The sequence below is a fragment of the Pseudoalteromonas aurantia 208 genome (assembly GCF_014858725.1).
In the GTDB taxonomy this organism is placed as follows: domain Bacteria; phylum Pseudomonadota; class Gammaproteobacteria; order Enterobacterales; family Alteromonadaceae; genus Pseudoalteromonas; species Pseudoalteromonas aurantia.
The window spans coordinates 54,583-69,586 of record NZ_AQGV01000011.1 but is presented as its reverse complement, the minus strand read 5'-3'; the positions used below and the strand labels follow the sequence as shown (position 1 = coordinate 69,586).

Sequence of the window (15,004 nt, the reverse complement as noted above, 5' to 3'; positions counted from 1 at the left end):
CTTATTGTGGAAGGATAAACTTACGTTCTCTTTGCCACTCCGTTGGCGTAAATGCTTTAATACTTACAGCATGAATCGTCCCATCTGAAATCGTATCCATCAGTGGTCCATATACTAACTGCTGTTTTTTAACGCGGCTAAGCCCATCAAAACATGCTCCAACGGCAATCACTTCATAATGACTTCCATTCGCTTTAACTACCACTTCATCAAGCGACAGCGCCTCTTTTAATAATGTTTCGACTTCGTTTATTTCCATTATATTCACTCAAATAAGGTTGAAACCTGACCCAATGCCATCAAATTGCGCAATTGTTCAGGTATATTCTTAAGCTCAAGACGTTTATCTTGTTGCTGCAATTTACCTAAAGAGTGAATTAACCAAGCTAAGCCCGCTGTGTCAACCCTTGATACGTTAGAAAGGTCAAAATAGAGGGTTGATTGGGCACTTTCTAACTGTCGGTTAAGAAGTCGTTCATCTGTTAAGCTATTTCTTGTCAATTCACCATTGACATAAATGATGCCATCACTTTGTGATTTAAAGTGAACGTTAGTTGCTGCCATCATCCCCCCTAAATTGTACCGGAAGTCGACTTTTCTTATCGAGCAACTGAATCACATGCTCAATACCCTGCTGACGTAAAATACCGTGCAGTTCTGTTTGCTTAGCATCCAACAAACTAATACCTTCCGCCATCATGTCATAAGCTCGCCATTCATTATTTTTCCCTTTACGCACTTTAAAATCGATACGAATATCAGGTTTACCTGCTTCAATTATCTTCGTTTTAACGATTGCGACATCATCTTTTGAAAAGTCTTTTACGGCCCCAAATTCTACTTTCTGATCTGTGTATTGAGTAAATACGCCAGCATACGTTGCGACTAAGTAACGTTGAAAAACATCAATAAAAGTACGCACATGTTTAATTGCTTGTGCTTTATCTTCTTTATTTTCCATTGTACGAATTTTTTGTATGTAGCTTCCCAACACTCGATAAGCGGCATATTTATAATCAATATACGGCATCAGCTCCTCTTTCACGATCACCCGTAGGTGCTCTTTATTTTTTTGCACCTTTTCTTGATCTCGCGCCACGCGCTTAAATGTGTTATCAGCAACTTGTTGCACCATGCTATAAGGGTCACTTAAATCAACTTTAGCCAGGCTTTGCATACTAACCATTGCCAACAACCCTGCAAATGCGTAAATCCACTTACGAAGCATCATCATTATTCACTACCTTGGTTAAATAAGAATTGACCGATTAACTCTTCCAATACCAGTGCTGATTTTGTATCTGTGATTAAGTCTCCGTTTCTCAGAGCTTTACTTTCAACTCCAAATAAGTCTTCTAGCTCATCAGAAGCATCATCATGCGCAACCTCATACCCAAAACAAGACTGACGAGCTGACTCTGAAGCAATCACCGGAGAAATGCCTAAATACTGCTCACCTAAAATCCCCGATGTTAAAATTGACACTGAGGTTGTATCTGAAAACTGACACTCATAATTTGCATCTATCGTCATATTGACCACAGGCACAAACTCTTGAGGGTGAATGCTAATACCTTCAACTCGACCAATAACAACCCCACCAACTTTAATTGGTGCTCTGGCTTTTAAGGAGCCGATATTTTCAAATTTAGCGTTTAATGTGTATGTTTCACCACTACCGCTAATACCTGAATTCGCCACTTTCAGTGCAAGTACCGCAAATGCCAGCACGCCTAAAGCAACAAACAATCCAACTAAAATTTCTATTTTCCGTGTATTCATGACGATTTAAAACCTTTTAACCTGAAAACATGACAGCTGTGAGTAAGAAATCAAACCCAAGCACTGCCAATGAAGAATGTACAACCGTTTCTGTTGTTGCTTTACTGATCCCTTCTGATGTGGGGATACAGTCATAGCCTTTATAAAGTGCGATCCAAGTCACTACCAATGCAAAAACAAAACTCTTAATAATACCATTAAGAATATCTTTTTCGAACGACACTTGTGCTTGCATGATCGACCAGAAACTACCAGAATCAACGCCTAACCAATCAACACCAACCAAATGCGCACCTAAAATGGCCACTGCGGAAAATATCAAAGCAAGCAATGGCATACTAATAAATCCAGCCCAAAACCGAGGAGCGATAACGCGCTTTAATGGGTCAATAGCCATCATCTCTAAACTAGAAAGTTGCTCTGTTGCTTTCATCAAACCGATTTCAGCCGTTAAAGCACTGCCCGCTCTTCCGGCAAAAAGCAATGCCGTTACTACCGGACCCAGTTCTCGTAATAAACTCAATGCGACCAAAGGTCCTAAGCTATCCTCCGCACCATAGCCAACCAACACAGTATAGCCTTGTAACGCCAAAACCATGCCAATGAAGAGTCCTGAAACCATGATAATTAAAAGTGACTGGTGACCAATCATATAAAGCTGGCGGATGAGCAGCGGGGTGCCCTTTCTTATATTTGGCATGTTAACCAATGCGCCAAATAACATGCTAGTCGAGCGTCCTAACGATGCAAATCGACTCAGTGTTTTATGACCTAACTTCTGAAAAAAGTTAATCACACAGCACCTCCGCTCAATAGCTCTTGCTCATAAGGATTTGCAGGTTGGTGAAATGGCACCGGTCCGTCAGATAAACCTTGTAAGAATTGCTGAACTAGCGGAGAACGATGAGCAAGCATTTCTTGCGCTGTACCACTTCCAATAACCCCTTGTTCCGCAATAATAATTACGTGCTCGGCAATACTTAATACCTCAGTTACATCATGAGTCACGATAAGTGATGACAATCCGAGCACTTCGTTTAAGGATTTAATTAACTTGACCAAGACCCCCATTGAAATAGGATCTTGTCCAGCAAAAGGTTCATCATACATAATTAATTCAGGGTCCAATGCAATCGCTCTCGCGAGTGCAACACGACGTGCCATCCCTCCGGACAACTCTGATGGCATTAAGTCACGAGCCCCACGTAATCCGACGGCTTGCAATTTCATTAATACAACTAAGCGGATCAATTCTTCATTTAATGTAGTATGTTCACGCAACGGAAAAGCGATATTATCAAAAACAGACATATCTGTGAAAAGTGCGCCACTTTGAAAAAGCATACTCATATTCTTGCGTGCATCATACAATGCAGCACGTGTCATACTGGGAATGCTCTTGCCTTCAAATAAAATATCCCCACTATCAGGCTTGAGTTGACCGCCAATCAAACGTAGCATCGTTGTCTTACCAATACCACTGGGGCCCATAATCGCCGTAATCTTCCCTTTTGGTACCGAGAAGCTCATATTCTTATAGATGGTCTTTTCACCACGTGAAAATGTCACATCCTTGATCTCAACTATTGCTTGCGACAAGTCGCTCTCCACATCTAGTTTGACTAATTATGTCATAATACGATTTTTTGCCGCCCGAGGGAAAATACATTTCGTAAAATTTTGTAATATAACATGTCTCTTTCAATGTTACCGAGCCCCCTTGCTATCAATATGAACAACCTCCTTTTATTTATACTTTTTTTGTCGCATTTGTTACTATTTGCATCAATGACACTTTATCACTTGGCATAATTTTAATGGTTCTATCTTTTATTGTCCTCATTCTTGGTTTTGCAGCTCTAGTCTGGAGTGCTGATCGTTTTGTTTTTGGCGCGGCTGCACTCGCTCGTAACTTTGGAGTACCAACATTGATAGTCGGCTTAACAGTCGTAGCAATGGGCTCATCAGCACCTGAAATGATGGTAGCAGGTCAAGCGGCTTTGGCTAATAAAACGGATACAGCTGTTGGCAACGCGATAGGCTCAAATATCGCAAATATTTTACTCGTATTAGGGATCACTGCGTTATTACGCCCTTTATCTGTTAGTTCAGGGATCCTCAAGCGTGAAATGCCGTTACTTGTCATTGTCTCATTAGCAGCGTGGTTCATCGTAAGCGATAATTACTTCAGTTTGATTGAAGGTTCCCTACTATTAGTCGGCTTTGTACTATTTTTACTGACGTTAATCATCATCACAAAACAAACAGGCAATCAAAACGACCCCCTAGTTAATGAAGCTTGTGACGAAGTACCTGAAAATATCCCTACGAAGAAAGCAGTATTTTGGTTAGTCGTTGGTATGGTATTGTTACCCGTCAGCTCACACTACCTTGTTGGTTCAGCTGTAGATATCGCAAAATTTTTTGGCATGAGCGACTTATTAATTGGGCTAACAATCATAGCGATCGGAACCAGTTTGCCTGAACTTGCTGCATGTATTGCTGGCGTATTAAAAAAAGAGGATGACCTCGCTCTTGGTAACATCATCGGCTCTAATATCTTTAACATACTCGCGGTTTTATCCATTGCTGGCATTTTAAACCCAGCTTCTCTAGATTTGAATATTGCACAGCGAGACATCTATATCATGTTAGCAGCCACTGTCGCGCTTATTCTTATGAGCCTAAGTTTCACAGGGTCTAGACAAATAAATCGTATAGAAGGAGGGCTATTATTAGCCGCTTTCATTAGCTATATGTATTACATTATTTCATTCTAGGAAGTCACTGATGAGCCAAATAAATTTTTCTAAGACTGCACGACAAGTGATCAAAGTTGAGCGCCAAGCTATAGATGAAATCACGCAGTATATCGATGAGAGCTTTGAAGCTGGCTGTGAAACTATCTTTAATTGTATCGGTAGAACGATAGTCATTGGCATGGGAAAATCAGGTCACATTGGGAATAAGATTGCAGCCACATTTGCCAGTACTGGTACCCCCGCTTTTTTTGTTCACCCTGGAGAAGCCAGTCATGGTGATTTAGGCATGATCACCAAAGAAGATGTTGTCCTGCTGATCTCTAATTCAGGTGAAACGAGCGAAATATTGAGTATCATACCTGTGATTAAGCGCATTGGCGCAAAAACGATCGCGATGACCGGTAATTCGCACTCAACCATTGCTAAATTAGCCGATGTACATTTATGTATTGCCGTATCGAAAGAAGCCTGCCCATTAGGGCTTGCTCCAACAGCTAGTACAACGGCAACATTGGTAATGGGTGATGCACTCGCCGTCGCTTTGTTAGAGGCAAGAGGCTTTACAGCCGATGATTTTGCACTTTCTCACCCTGGTGGTGCATTAGGGAAAAGACTATTACTGACCATCGATGACATCATGCACAAAGGCGCCGAAGTACCCGTAGTGACTGTTCAAGACACGGTAAAAGCTGCGCTTTTCGAGATGTCAGCCAAAGGATTAGGAATGACAGCCGTAATTAACTCTGAATCTCGCTTATGTGGTATTTTTACAGATGGGGATTTAAGGCGAATCATTGAACAAAGAATTGATTTACATAACGCACTCATTAGCGAGGTAATGACTAAAAGCTGTGCAACCGTACATGCAAATATTCTTGCAGCTGAAGCATTGAATATAATGGAAACGAAACGAATTAATGGTTTAATTGTCATAGATGATAACCACTACCCGATCGGTGCTTTAAATACGCAAGATTTACTACGAGCAGGAGTTTTATAATGCAATTCTCAGACTTATATCAACCTATCAGTGATGTTGCGTACAGCAAGGCTGCTAATATTAAGCTACTGATATGTGATATTGATGGCGTTTTTTCTGACGGTCGGATTTACCTTGGCAACAACGGTGAAGAATTAAAAGCATTTAATACAAAAGATGGGTTTGGCATTAAAGCTCTAATCAATAGTGGCGTGCAAGTTGCCGTTATTACTGGCCGACATTCACAGATTGTTCAGCAAAGAATGACTAGCTTAAACGTACAGCATATTTATCAAGGCCAAGAAAATAAACTGCAGGCATATGACACACTAAAGCAAGCATTAGATTTACAAGATGAAAACATCGCTTATATCGGAGATGATGGCCCTGATTTGCCCGTCATGCAATTAGTGGGCTTTTCAGTTGCAGTTAACGATGCCCACCCTCTTATAAAACGCGTTGCGCATTATACAACCATGTTACCAGGGGGGTTTGGTGCTGTGCGTGAATTAACCGATTTGATTATGTTAGCACAAGGTCACTCGTTAGGTACCACTGGAACAAGCACATGACCATAAATCGAATTGCATTATTGATTATCTTTTCAATGATTATGGGATGGTTGTGGTACCCTTACTTCACCCACCCCCCCTCATCAGAAAACGGTACCAGTGATGTCATTGCTAAGCCAGATTATATAGCAACACAATTACAACAAACAATTTATGATGAAACGGGTATTCGTAGCCATACAGTAACTGCGGATAAAATGGAATTATATCAAGAGCTTGGCTTTAGCCATTTTGAAGCACCTATTTTTACTTTATATAACGGGCCTAAAAACTGGAAAATCACAGCAACTGAAGCCACATTATACGAAAATAACATACTCATTTTGGAAGGTAATGTTGTGGCGCAAAATCTAACAGATAAAGCCATGATTACACATATCAACGCGGACCATATTCGAGTTGAAATTATCAATAAACTAATGCAATCGGAGCAACCGGTAGAAATCACAGGTCCAGACTTACTCATCACAGGTAAAGGTCTGCACGCCGATTTAAATACCGATGTTATAGAACTAATTAACCATACTAGAACCATTTATTATGACCAATAGATTAATAGTCACCGTAGCCTTTATTGGGCTTACATTCAGCAGCGCGCTTGCGGCCAACAATAATGACTTTGCATCACAAGTATCAATTAAAGCAGGCAAGCAAACCGCACAATTAAAAACCAACATTGGTATTTTTGAACAAAATGTTGAAATTATACATGGTAATAGACAAATTAACGCTGATCGCCTAGAAGTGCATAGACGGGCTGAATTAGGAGAAAATAAACAACTGCTTGTCGCGACAGGTAATCCAGCGCGTTTTACCGAGACACAAGTTGATGGCACCGTATTAAGTGCCACGGCGAGTGAGGTTCGATATGATGTAGCGAATAAAAAGCTGACAATCAAAGGTGATGCAGAAATTAACCAAGCAGGCCAAATCATAAAAGCACAATCCATAATTTACGATATGGATAAACAATTAATAAATGCTGAAAAAGGTAATGAAAATACTGGCCGAGTACACACAATTCTAGTCCCAGAAAAAAAATCGAATAAAGAACAAGGCAAATAATAAATGAGTACTTTGACTGCAACCGCTTTGGCTAAAAGCTACAAAGGACGACAAGTCGTAAAAAATGTCAGCCTTGCCGTCGAGGCCGGCAGTATTGTTGGCTTGCTAGGCCCCAACGGGGCAGGTAAAACGACCAGTTTTTATATGATTGTTGGATTAGTGCCAAGCGATAACGGTACCGTAACAATTGATGACCACGATATCACCCTGTTACCGATGCACAGTCGAGCAAGGCTAGGCATAGGTTATTTACCGCAAGAATCTTCCATCTTTCGAAAGTTAACCGTTTACCAGAACTTAATGGCTATTTTAGAAACTCGTAATGAGCTGAGTAAACCTGATCGAGAGCAAATTCTTAATGAATTATTAGATGAATTCAACATCCAACATATACGTACAAGTCAAGGTATGGCATTGTCAGGAGGTGAACGTCGAAGAGTCGAAATTGCTCGCGCTTTAGCCGCAAACCCAAAATTTATCCTGTTAGATGAGCCTTTTGCTGGTGTTGACCCAATTTCGGTGTTAGATATAAAGAAAATTATCGAACATTTAAAAAAACGCGGTATAGGTGTTCTGATCACAGATCATAATGTACGAGAAACACTTGATGTGTGCGAAAAAGCATACATAGTTTCACATGGTGAATTAATTGCATCTGGTACTCCAGAACACGTGCTTGCCGATCAAACTGTTCGAGATGTCTACCTAGGTGAACAATTCAGGCTATAGTTATAGTATCTAGGTAATTTTAATAATTGATTAATAGAAAGGATTGTTAGAGATACATGAGGCAATCGTTACAGCTGCGCATGGGTCAGCAATTAACCATGACACCCCAATTACAACAAGCTATCCGCTTGTTGCAATTGAGCACGCTAGATCTCCAACAAGAAATCCAAGAAGCCTTGGACAGCAACCCATTACTGGAAGTTGAAGAATCAGAGCATGAAAACGACAACGAAAATATAGAAAAAGAACATAAAGAGCTCTCGAAAGAAGAATCTAATTCAGACAGTATTGAAGAAGCTCCAGTCAGTGACTATGAGCTTGATGCAGACGCGGCTATGAGTAAAGACACTGTTAGCGAAGAACTTGCGATGGATGTCACATGGGATGAATACATGAGTGCTGCACCAGCAACAAGCAGCGGCCCTATGCCTGAAGACGAAAACATGTACCAAGGCGCAACCACCGAATCGCTCCATGAATACTTAATGTGGCAACTAGAACTGACCCCGTTTAGTGATACTGATAGAGGGATCGCTGTCGCCATTGTGGAAGCCGTGGATGATGGTGGTTTATTAACCTTATCGACCGATGAAATCTTAGAAAGCCTTAATGACGAGAGTTCAGAAGATGCCATTGAACTTGATGAAATTGAGGCTGTCCTGAAACGCATTCAATTATTTGACCCCGTCGGCATTGCAGCTCGGAGCTTACAAGAATGTTTATGTATCCAGCTTAATCAGTTTGATAAAAGTACACCTTGGCTGGAACATACTAAACATGTGCTCACCGAACATATCGACTTACTTGCAAGTCGAGACTATCGAACGCTAATGAAAAAGACTAAGCTGAAAGAGTCCGATTTAAAAGAAGTCATGACTCTAATACACAGCTTAAATCCAAAACCTGCGGCCAGTATCATCCGTGAAGAGTCTGAATATGTCATACCAGATGTCTCTGTGAAAAAAGTGAAAGGCCGATGGTTAGTTGAATTAAACCCTGATTCAATGCCGAAAATTAGAGTCAATGATCACTATGCGGCGATGTCTCGCTCAATGAAATCAAGCACTGATAGTCAATTTATTCGCTCGCATTTACAAGAAGCTAAATGGTTTATTAAAAGCTTAGAAAGCCGCAATGATACGTTAATGAAAGTAACTAATTGCATTGTGCAGCAACAACAGGCATTCTTTGAACATGGCCCTGAAGCAATGAAACCTATGGTGCTAAATGATGTGGCTGAAATGGTAGAGATGCATGAGTCCACTATTTCACGTGTCACAACACAAAAATATATGCACACACCTAGGGGCATTTTTGAGTTGAAATATTTCTTCTCGAGCCATGTGAGTACCGAAAACGGAGGTGAATGCTCTTCCACAGCGATTAGAGCATTGATCAAAAAGCTCATTGCCGCCGAAAATACTGCTAAGCCATTAAGTGATAGCAAAATTGCGGATATATTGGCAGAGCAAGGAATCAAAGTGGCCCGACGTACGATAGCAAAATATCGGGAGTCGTTAGCCATTCCACCGTCGAATCAGCGTAAAAGCTTGATATAAGACGTAATACCAAAGAAGGAAAATGCTTATGCAACTAAATTTAACTGGTCGTCACGTAGAAGTAACTGAATCACTAAGAGACTATGTCAACACCAAGTTTGCGAAGCTAGAAAGGCACTTTGATCATATCAATAATGTGCATGTGATTTTAGATGTTGAAAAACTCGTACAAAAAGCCGAAGCGACCTTACACTTAAGCGGAGCAGAAGTATTTGCCTCTACTGAGCATCAAGATATGTATGCTGCTATTGATGGTTTGGTTGACAAGCTAGACAGACAAGTAATCAAACACAAAGAAAAGCTTACTCGACATTAACCATGAAACTTAGCTCAATAATCAACAAGGACTGCAGTAAAGCTGCGGTCCTTTTTAATAGCAAAAAACGTATTCTCGAATACGTTAGCGAACTTACACATGAACAGTTACCCCACCTAGAACAGCATGATGTTTTATCTGCGCTCATGTCTCGAGAGAAACTAGGCAGTACTGGAATTGGTAAAGGCATCGCTATTCCACATGGCAGAATGCAAGGTATCGAACAAGTTTTTGCGATGATATTAGTTAGTAAAAAATCAGTTCCATTCGATGCCATAGACAATCGTCCAGTCGATATTTTTGTTGCACTCATTGTACCTGAAGGTGATAATCAACAGCATCTGAAAACACTCGCTGCAATTGCTGAAAGCTTAAAAGATAAAGAGTTCTGTAAGCAATTGAGACATGCCAGCAATGATACCGAGCTCTATAGTATTATTAAGGCTCAAGATTAGTAAATAGGGGATAATTGTGGAATTAATCATTATTAGTGGTCGCTCTGGTTCTGGGAAGTCCGTTGCATTAAGAGTGTTAGAAGATTTAGGCTACTATTGTGTTGACAATATTCCTGTCAATTTACTTCCGTCTTTGGTTAGAAGCGTGTCTGAGAGCTATGACAAAATTGCAGTCAGTATTGATGTGCGTAACTTGCCAAAACAACAGCAAGAGTTCAACGATATTCTTGAGTATTTACCAGGGTTTGCTAATCCGATATTATTTTACTTGGACAGTGATGATCAAACATTGATCAAACGCTTTTCTGAAACTCGCAGGCTACACCCACTCTCTATAAATAACTTACCGTTAGATCTAGCCATTAAAGAAGAAAAGCAGCTATTGGATGTACTGATCACCAGTGCCGATGTATTTATTGATACAACCGACCTCAGTGTCCACCAGTTAGCTGAATCTATCCGTGAGCGGATTTTAGGTAAAAAAGATAAACAACTAATTATTACCTTTTTATCTTTTGGCTTTAAACATGGCATGCCAAAAGATGCTGATTATGTGTTTGATGCACGCTTCCTGCCTAACCCTCATTGGGAACCAGAACTAAAACCACTAACGGGCTTAGATCAACCCGTTCAAGAGTATTTAGCTGGGCATAGCATCGTACAAAAATTCACTTGGCAAATTCAAACTTTTGTACAAACGTGGTTACCTCATCTTGAACGTAATAACCGCAGTTATCTTACCATCGCTATCGGCTGTACAGGCGGGCAACATCGCTCTGTGTATTTAGCGCAAACAATTGGAGAAAGTTTTCAACGATCTCATCCAAATGTTCAGATCCGTCATCGTGAGCAAAACAATTAATACAATGTGTTATGAGGATACTTTCTTAATTCAGAATAAGTGTGGTCTGCATGCCAGAGCCGCAACAGTACTGGCACAACTGGCCATCAAGTTCGACGCAAAAATTACCTTATACCAAGATGACAGAGAAGCTGCTGGCGACAGTGTTTTGGCATTACTTTTGTTAGAAAGTAGCCAAGGGAAATACGTAAGGATCAAGTGCGAAGGGCCTGATGCTCAATCTGCCTTAAACGCGATTGGTACCTTGATAGAACAAAAATTTCACGAGCAAGAATAACTTTCCAAGCACAAGAAGTTAATATTATTACCTCTCTCTCACATGGCAACACACTCTAAAGTACGTTAAACTCTCAAGCCAAAGGCTGCGTACCTCTGCACCACTCAATTTCTTATTATATAGTATAAAATCACCTGGGTACGCGTAAAGATACTAACAAAACAACATCATTAGGACGCCTATGCCTGAAGCGCTTGAACAAGATTATACGCTACAACAACTCCAGCAAGTCACGCTTGCGCTTAATAGTGGACAATTTGTTCAAGTCAGGCGAATTTTAGCAGAAACAGCTCCATGTGATACGGCCCTATTACTTGAATCTTCACCGCACAAAGTCCGTACGCAACTTTGGAAGCTGGTCGACCCTGATATACAAGGTGACGTACTGGAAGAACTGTCTGAAGATGTGCGTCTTGGCATTATCGCAAAAATGGACCCTGAGCTTATTGCCGCCGCTACGGAAGATATGGGTGATGATGACTTAGGAGAAGTACTACGGGGTTTACCTGATACCATCTACCTCGACGTTGTCGGTAGTATGGACACACAAGATCGTGAACGTGCCACTCAAGCGCTATCGTATCAAGAACGCTCTGCTGGCGCACTGATGAACAGCGATACAGTCACAATCCGAGCTGATGTGTCATTAGATGTTGTATTACGCTACTTGCGGTTGAAAGGCGAGCTACCAGACGGCACTGATGATTTATATGTAGTAGATAAAGATAACTGCTTTATCGGTGCTATGCCATTGAGTACACTGTTAACCAACCCGCCGGATAAACTGGTTCATGACCTCATGGACGAAGATAAAGAATCGATCCCTATTTCAATGGATGAAACCGAAGTCGCACAACTATTTGAGCGTCATAATTGGATTTCTGCGGCGGTTGTCGATGATAATAACCACCTACTAGGGCGAATTACAATTGATGACATCGTCGATGTTATTCGAGAGGATGCGGAACATAGTCTCCTTAGTATGGCTGGTTTAGATGACGAAGAAGACACCTTTGCGCCTGTTTTACAAAGTAGCCGCCGCCGTTCGATTTGGTTAGGGATCAACCTATTAACCGCGCTTCTAGCTGCTTTTGTTGCAAGCTTTTTCGAGAATACACTCGATATTTTACCCGTTCTTGCGGTCCTAAACGGGATAGTTCCTAGCATGGGTGGAGTGGCTGGTAGCCAAACTCTAACACTTGTTATTCGAGGGATTGCTCTTGGCCATATTAATCAAACTAATCAACGGTTTATTCTCGGAAAAGAGTTAGCGATTGGTGCTTTAAATGGTTTACTTTGGTCATTATTAATAGCTGGTGTTGTTGCGCTATGGAAATGGGATTTCACACTCGGTGCTGTTATCGCCTTTGCGATGTTTATGAACTTACTTGCCGCTGGTATCGCTGGTGCGAGTATCCCAATAATTCTTAAAAGAATGAAAATAGACCCTGCTTTAGCGGGGAGCGTAGTACTTACAACCGTAACTGATATTGTCGGTATATTTGCTTTTCTAGGCACGGCGACTTGGTTTTTAACTTAAAGTTCAAGGTTTAAAGGCACTAAACCGGCCTTTAAACCTTGTCCAACAGGCTTACTCCCCTGCCACCTGCATCGATTCAATAAGCACTGAGCCGGTTTGCACACTCCCTCGCACTTCTATATCGCCTCCTATTGCTTGAACACCTTTAAACATATCTTTTAAATTACCAGCGATGGTGATTTCACTTACGGGATATTGAATTTGACCATTTTCAACCCAAAAACCAGCTGCTCCACGTGAATAATCACCAGTCACCGTGTTAACTCCTTGACCCATTAATTCTGTTACCAATAAACCTGTACCCATTGTTTTTAACACAGCACATAAGTCATCATGTGTCCGTTGTACTAACCAATTATGGATCCCCCCCGCATGTCCTGTCGCCGTCATGCCTAACTTACGAGCCGCGTAGCTCGCCATTAAATAGGTCTGTAATTCACCACCATGAATAATATCGCGATCTTGAGTTATCACCCCTTCGCTATCAAAAGGGCTTGATGCTAACCCTTTTAATAAATGGGGGCGTTCCTTAATTGAAACACACGAATTAAAGATCTGAGTATGCAAACTGTCGAGCAAGAAGGTTGATTTTCGGTATAAAGCGCCACCGCCAATGGCTGACACTAAGTGCCCAAATAAGCTATTAGCAATGTCAGCGCGAAATACGACAGGCGTTTTCATCGTTTTTATTTTTCGGCTATTTAATTTAGCAAGCGTAGATTCAGCAGCTTCAATACCCACTGATTCTGCCACTTTTAACCCATTTTTCTCTCGAGAAATTGTATATGCAGAATCCCGCTGCATCTGCTCACCATCTTGTCCGATAACCATCGTACTTAATGTGTGACGAGTACGAGGAAAACCTGCCACCAACCCATGACTGTTACCATAAACTCGTAAACCTTGATGGCTAGCAAAACTTGCACCATCAGAATTGACTATGCGCTTATCAAATTCTAACGCTGCTTTTTCAGCGTCTAAGCAAAACTCAATACCTTCTTCTGGGGATACATCCCACGGGTGATACAAATCAAGATCTGGTGGTGACATTTCTAATAACGCTTTGTCTGCCACACCATTGCAAGGGTCATCTGAGGTAAACTTGGCAATATCAACCGCTTTTTCTACTACTGAACGCAATGCTTTGGGACTCAAATCGGCAGTTGATGCACTCCCTTTATGATTACCAACATAAACACTGATCCCCAAGCCTCCATCTTGATTAAATTCAATCGTATCAACTTCGCCCATGCGAGTACTTACTGATAAACCGGAGGTACTTGACATTGCAGCTTCAGCAGCCGTCGCACCTAACTTTTTCGCATGTGTAAGGGCTTCTGACACAGCCTGCTTTACGTCATCAATTTGTTGATAAATGGGATCTTGTTGGGTTTTGCTCATGGGCATTTTCTCTGATAAGTTATTGCTTTATATTAATGCTAACACACATCACGATTATCGCCCCATTCAAGCAAAGCTTTTCCAACTTATAATTGGTATACTTAGCACAAATAGATTCCGACTAGTTTGAACCATGGCTAAGAAAAAGAAACCCGAAATTGAAGAAGAAATTATTTACGTTTCCAAAAGTGAACTGAAACGTGATGCCCAACAGTATCAGCAACTTGCTCTCGACTTAGCCAGCATGGCAAAAAAGCAACGTGATAAACTTCCCCTAACAGAAGACTTGCTGCAAGCAATGGTTGTCGCTGATAAGATTAGAGCGAAAAGTGAAGCTTATCGTAGACATATGAACTACATCACTAAAACGCTAAGAACGACTGAAAACATCGCAGAAATAGAAGCTGCGATTGATTTAATGCTGAATAAAAATAATCAAGCAGATGTGCTTCTCAATAAGATTGAACTTGTGAGAGACGAGTTAATCCAACAAGGTGACTCAAAAATTAACGAGCTACTCGTCGAATTCCCCAGTTTAGAACGCCAGAAAATGCGCCAACTCGTTCGTCAGGCCAAAAAAGAGTCCGATGCTGAAAAGCCAGCAAAAGGATTTAAAGAACTATTCCAATACTTAAAAGAAACCATGATGCCTTAGTTCGTATCTTTAAGCATAAAAAAGCCAGCCGATGCTGGTTTTTTTATGCT

At 41.0% G+C, this 15,004-nt stretch carries 20 protein-coding genes; 13 read left to right on the top strand and 7 right to left on the bottom strand.

Annotated elements, in window-relative coordinates; translation table 11 throughout:
• Nucleotide 1 precedes the first annotated feature (1 nt).
• The 6 genes from ibaG to PAUR_RS02875 are packed head-to-tail and all read right to left on the bottom strand — an operon-like array spanning nucleotide 2 to nucleotide 3,381.
• Nucleotides 2-259 (bottom strand): BolA family iron metabolism protein IbaG, encoded by a 258-nt coding sequence (gene ibaG / locus PAUR_RS02900; protein WP_192506323.1) that lies wholly within the window; start codon nucleotides 257-259, stop codon nucleotides 2-4.
• Nucleotides 260-264: 5 nt separating this feature from the next.
• Nucleotides 265-564: an STAS domain-containing protein gene (locus PAUR_RS02895; RefSeq protein ID WP_192506322.1), complete on the bottom strand. Its 300-nt coding sequence runs from the start codon at nucleotides 562-564 to the stop codon at nucleotides 265-267.
• On the bottom strand, nucleotides 551-1,228 hold the full coding sequence (locus PAUR_RS02890) for an MlaC/ttg2D family ABC transporter substrate-binding protein (protein ID WP_192506544.1): 678 nt from the start codon (nucleotides 1,226-1,228) through the stop codon (nucleotides 551-553). The genes PAUR_RS02895 and PAUR_RS02890 overlap by 14 nt, the downstream gene beginning before the upstream one ends.
• Nucleotides 1,229-1,233: 5 nt before the next feature.
• Nucleotides 1,234-1,782 (bottom strand): outer membrane lipid asymmetry maintenance protein MlaD, encoded by a 549-nt coding sequence (gene mlaD / locus PAUR_RS02885; protein WP_192506321.1) that lies wholly within the window; start codon nucleotides 1,780-1,782, stop codon nucleotides 1,234-1,236.
• Between the two features lie 16 nt (nucleotides 1,783-1,798).
• Nucleotides 1,799-2,578 carry a lipid asymmetry maintenance ABC transporter permease subunit MlaE gene (gene mlaE, locus PAUR_RS02880; protein ID WP_192506320.1) on the bottom strand — a complete coding sequence of 260 codons (780 nt, stop codon included), beginning with the start codon at nucleotides 2,576-2,578 and terminating at the stop codon, nucleotides 1,799-1,801.
• On the bottom strand, nucleotides 2,575-3,381 hold the full coding sequence (locus tag PAUR_RS02875; protein ID WP_192506319.1) for an ATP-binding cassette domain-containing protein: 807 nt from the start codon (nucleotides 3,379-3,381) through the stop codon (nucleotides 2,575-2,577). The genes mlaE and PAUR_RS02875 overlap by 4 nt, the downstream gene beginning before the upstream one ends.
• A gap of 218 nt (nucleotides 3,382-3,599) precedes the next feature.
• Here PAUR_RS02875 and PAUR_RS02870 point away from each other — a divergent pair, with 218 nt between their 5' ends.
• The 12 genes from PAUR_RS02870 (at nucleotide 3,600) to mgtE (ending at nucleotide 12,898) form a co-directional block, all read left to right on the top strand.
• Nucleotides 3,600-4,562, top strand: a complete 963-nt coding sequence (locus tag PAUR_RS02870; RefSeq protein WP_192506318.1) for a calcium/sodium antiporter — start codon at nucleotides 3,600-3,602, stop codon at nucleotides 4,560-4,562.
• Between the two features lie 10 nt (nucleotides 4,563-4,572).
• The gene (locus PAUR_RS02865; RefSeq protein WP_192506317.1) at nucleotides 4,573-5,544 is read left to right on the top strand and encodes a KpsF/GutQ family sugar-phosphate isomerase; all 972 of its coding nucleotides are present in this window, start codon (nucleotides 4,573-4,575) and stop codon (nucleotides 5,542-5,544) included.
• On the top strand, nucleotides 5,544-6,095 hold the full coding sequence (gene kdsC / locus PAUR_RS02860; protein WP_192506316.1) for a 3-deoxy-manno-octulosonate-8-phosphatase KdsC: 552 nt from the start codon (nucleotides 5,544-5,546) through the stop codon (nucleotides 6,093-6,095). Before PAUR_RS02865 ends, kdsC begins: the two co-directional genes overlap by 1 nt.
• On the top strand, nucleotides 6,092-6,646 hold the full coding sequence (lptC, locus tag PAUR_RS02855) for an LPS export ABC transporter periplasmic protein LptC (RefSeq protein WP_192506315.1): 555 nt from the start codon (nucleotides 6,092-6,094) through the stop codon (nucleotides 6,644-6,646). The genes kdsC and lptC overlap by 4 nt, the downstream gene beginning before the upstream one ends.
• Nucleotides 6,636-7,160 (top strand): lipopolysaccharide transport periplasmic protein LptA, encoded by a 525-nt coding sequence (gene lptA / locus PAUR_RS02850; protein WP_192506314.1) that lies wholly within the window; start codon nucleotides 6,636-6,638, stop codon nucleotides 7,158-7,160. Before lptC ends, lptA begins: the two co-directional genes overlap by 11 nt.
• Nucleotides 7,161-7,163: 3 nt before the next feature.
• On the top strand, nucleotides 7,164-7,889 hold the full coding sequence (gene lptB, locus PAUR_RS02845) for an LPS export ABC transporter ATP-binding protein (protein WP_192506313.1): 726 nt from the start codon (nucleotides 7,164-7,166) through the stop codon (nucleotides 7,887-7,889).
• A 56-nt stretch (nucleotides 7,890-7,945) separates the two neighbouring features.
• A complete protein-coding gene (locus PAUR_RS02840) occupies nucleotides 7,946-9,448 on the top strand; it encodes an RNA polymerase factor sigma-54 (RefSeq protein ID WP_192506312.1) in 1,503 nt (500 codons plus the stop codon).
• Between the two features lie 28 nt (nucleotides 9,449-9,476).
• Entirely contained in the window at nucleotides 9,477-9,764 is a 288-nt protein-coding gene (gene hpf, locus PAUR_RS02835) for a ribosome hibernation promoting factor (protein ID WP_010361359.1), read from the top strand.
• A 2-nt stretch (nucleotides 9,765-9,766) separates the two neighbouring features.
• Nucleotides 9,767-10,219: a PTS sugar transporter subunit IIA gene (locus PAUR_RS02830; protein WP_192506311.1), complete on the top strand. Its 453-nt coding sequence runs from the start codon at nucleotides 9,767-9,769 to the stop codon at nucleotides 10,217-10,219.
• A gap of 16 nt (nucleotides 10,220-10,235) precedes the next feature.
• Complete coding sequence (gene rapZ, locus PAUR_RS02825; protein WP_192506310.1) at nucleotides 10,236-11,081, top strand: RNase adapter RapZ; 846 nt, start codon at nucleotides 10,236-10,238, stop codon at nucleotides 11,079-11,081.
• A 4-nt stretch (nucleotides 11,082-11,085) separates the two neighbouring features.
• Nucleotides 11,086-11,358, top strand: a complete 273-nt coding sequence (locus tag PAUR_RS02820) for an HPr family phosphocarrier protein (protein ID WP_192506543.1) — start codon at nucleotides 11,086-11,088, stop codon at nucleotides 11,356-11,358.
• A gap of 181 nt (nucleotides 11,359-11,539) precedes the next feature.
• Nucleotides 11,540-12,898, top strand: coding sequence for a magnesium transporter (mgtE, locus tag PAUR_RS02815; RefSeq protein ID WP_192506309.1), 1,359 nt, complete (start codon nucleotides 11,540-11,542; stop codon nucleotides 12,896-12,898).
• Between the two features lie 51 nt (nucleotides 12,899-12,949).
• Here the strand turns inward: mgtE and pmbA are convergent, their stop codons facing one another.
• Complete coding sequence (gene pmbA, locus PAUR_RS02810; RefSeq protein WP_192506308.1) at nucleotides 12,950-14,299, bottom strand: metalloprotease PmbA; 1,350 nt, start codon at nucleotides 14,297-14,299, stop codon at nucleotides 12,950-12,952.
• A 133-nt stretch (nucleotides 14,300-14,432) separates the two neighbouring features.
• On the opposite strand from pmbA, the gene yjgA reads away from it, so the two are divergent.
• Nucleotides 14,433-14,954 carry a ribosome biogenesis factor YjgA gene (gene yjgA, locus PAUR_RS02805; protein WP_192506307.1) on the top strand — a complete coding sequence of 174 codons (522 nt, stop codon included), beginning with the start codon at nucleotides 14,433-14,435 and terminating at the stop codon, nucleotides 14,952-14,954.
• Nucleotides 14,955-15,004 lie beyond the last annotated feature (50 nt).

Coding starts and splice junctions, on each gene's coding strand:
- ibaG (WP_192506323.1), bottom strand. CDS start 259: ATGGAAATAAACGAAGTCGAAACATTATTAAAAGAGGCGCTGTCGCTT.
- PAUR_RS02895 (WP_192506322.1), bottom strand. CDS start 564: ATGGCAGCAACTAACGTTCACTTTAAATCACAAAGTGATGGCATCATT.
- PAUR_RS02890 (WP_192506544.1), bottom strand. CDS start 1,228: ATGCTTCGTAAGTGGATTTACGCATTTGCAGGGTTGTTGGCAATGGTT.
- mlaD (WP_192506321.1), bottom strand. CDS start 1,782: ATGAATACACGGAAAATAGAAATTTTAGTTGGATTGTTTGTTGCTTTA.
- PAUR_RS02870 (WP_192506318.1), top strand. CDS start 3,600: ATGGTTCTATCTTTTATTGTCCTCATTCTTGGTTTTGCAGCTCTAGTC.
- PAUR_RS02865 (WP_192506317.1), top strand. CDS start 4,573: ATGAGCCAAATAAATTTTTCTAAGACTGCACGACAAGTGATCAAAGTT.
- kdsC (WP_192506316.1), top strand. CDS start 5,544: ATGCAATTCTCAGACTTATATCAACCTATCAGTGATGTTGCGTACAGC.
- lptC (WP_192506315.1), top strand. CDS start 6,092: ATGACCATAAATCGAATTGCATTATTGATTATCTTTTCAATGATTATG.
- lptA (WP_192506314.1), top strand. CDS start 6,636: ATGACCAATAGATTAATAGTCACCGTAGCCTTTATTGGGCTTACATTC.
- lptB (WP_192506313.1), top strand. CDS start 7,164: ATGAGTACTTTGACTGCAACCGCTTTGGCTAAAAGCTACAAAGGACGA.
- PAUR_RS02840 (WP_192506312.1), top strand. CDS start 7,946: ATGAGGCAATCGTTACAGCTGCGCATGGGTCAGCAATTAACCATGACA.
- hpf (WP_010361359.1), top strand. CDS start 9,477: ATGCAACTAAATTTAACTGGTCGTCACGTAGAAGTAACTGAATCACTA.
- PAUR_RS02830 (WP_192506311.1), top strand. CDS start 9,767: ATGAAACTTAGCTCAATAATCAACAAGGACTGCAGTAAAGCTGCGGTC.
- PAUR_RS02820 (WP_192506543.1), top strand. CDS start 11,086: ATGTGTTATGAGGATACTTTCTTAATTCAGAATAAGTGTGGTCTGCAT.
- mgtE (WP_192506309.1), top strand. CDS start 11,540: ATGCCTGAAGCGCTTGAACAAGATTATACGCTACAACAACTCCAGCAA.
- pmbA (WP_192506308.1), bottom strand. CDS start 14,299: ATGAGCAAAACCCAACAAGATCCCATTTATCAACAAATTGATGACGTA.
- yjgA (WP_192506307.1), top strand. CDS start 14,433: ATGGCTAAGAAAAAGAAACCCGAAATTGAAGAAGAAATTATTTACGTT.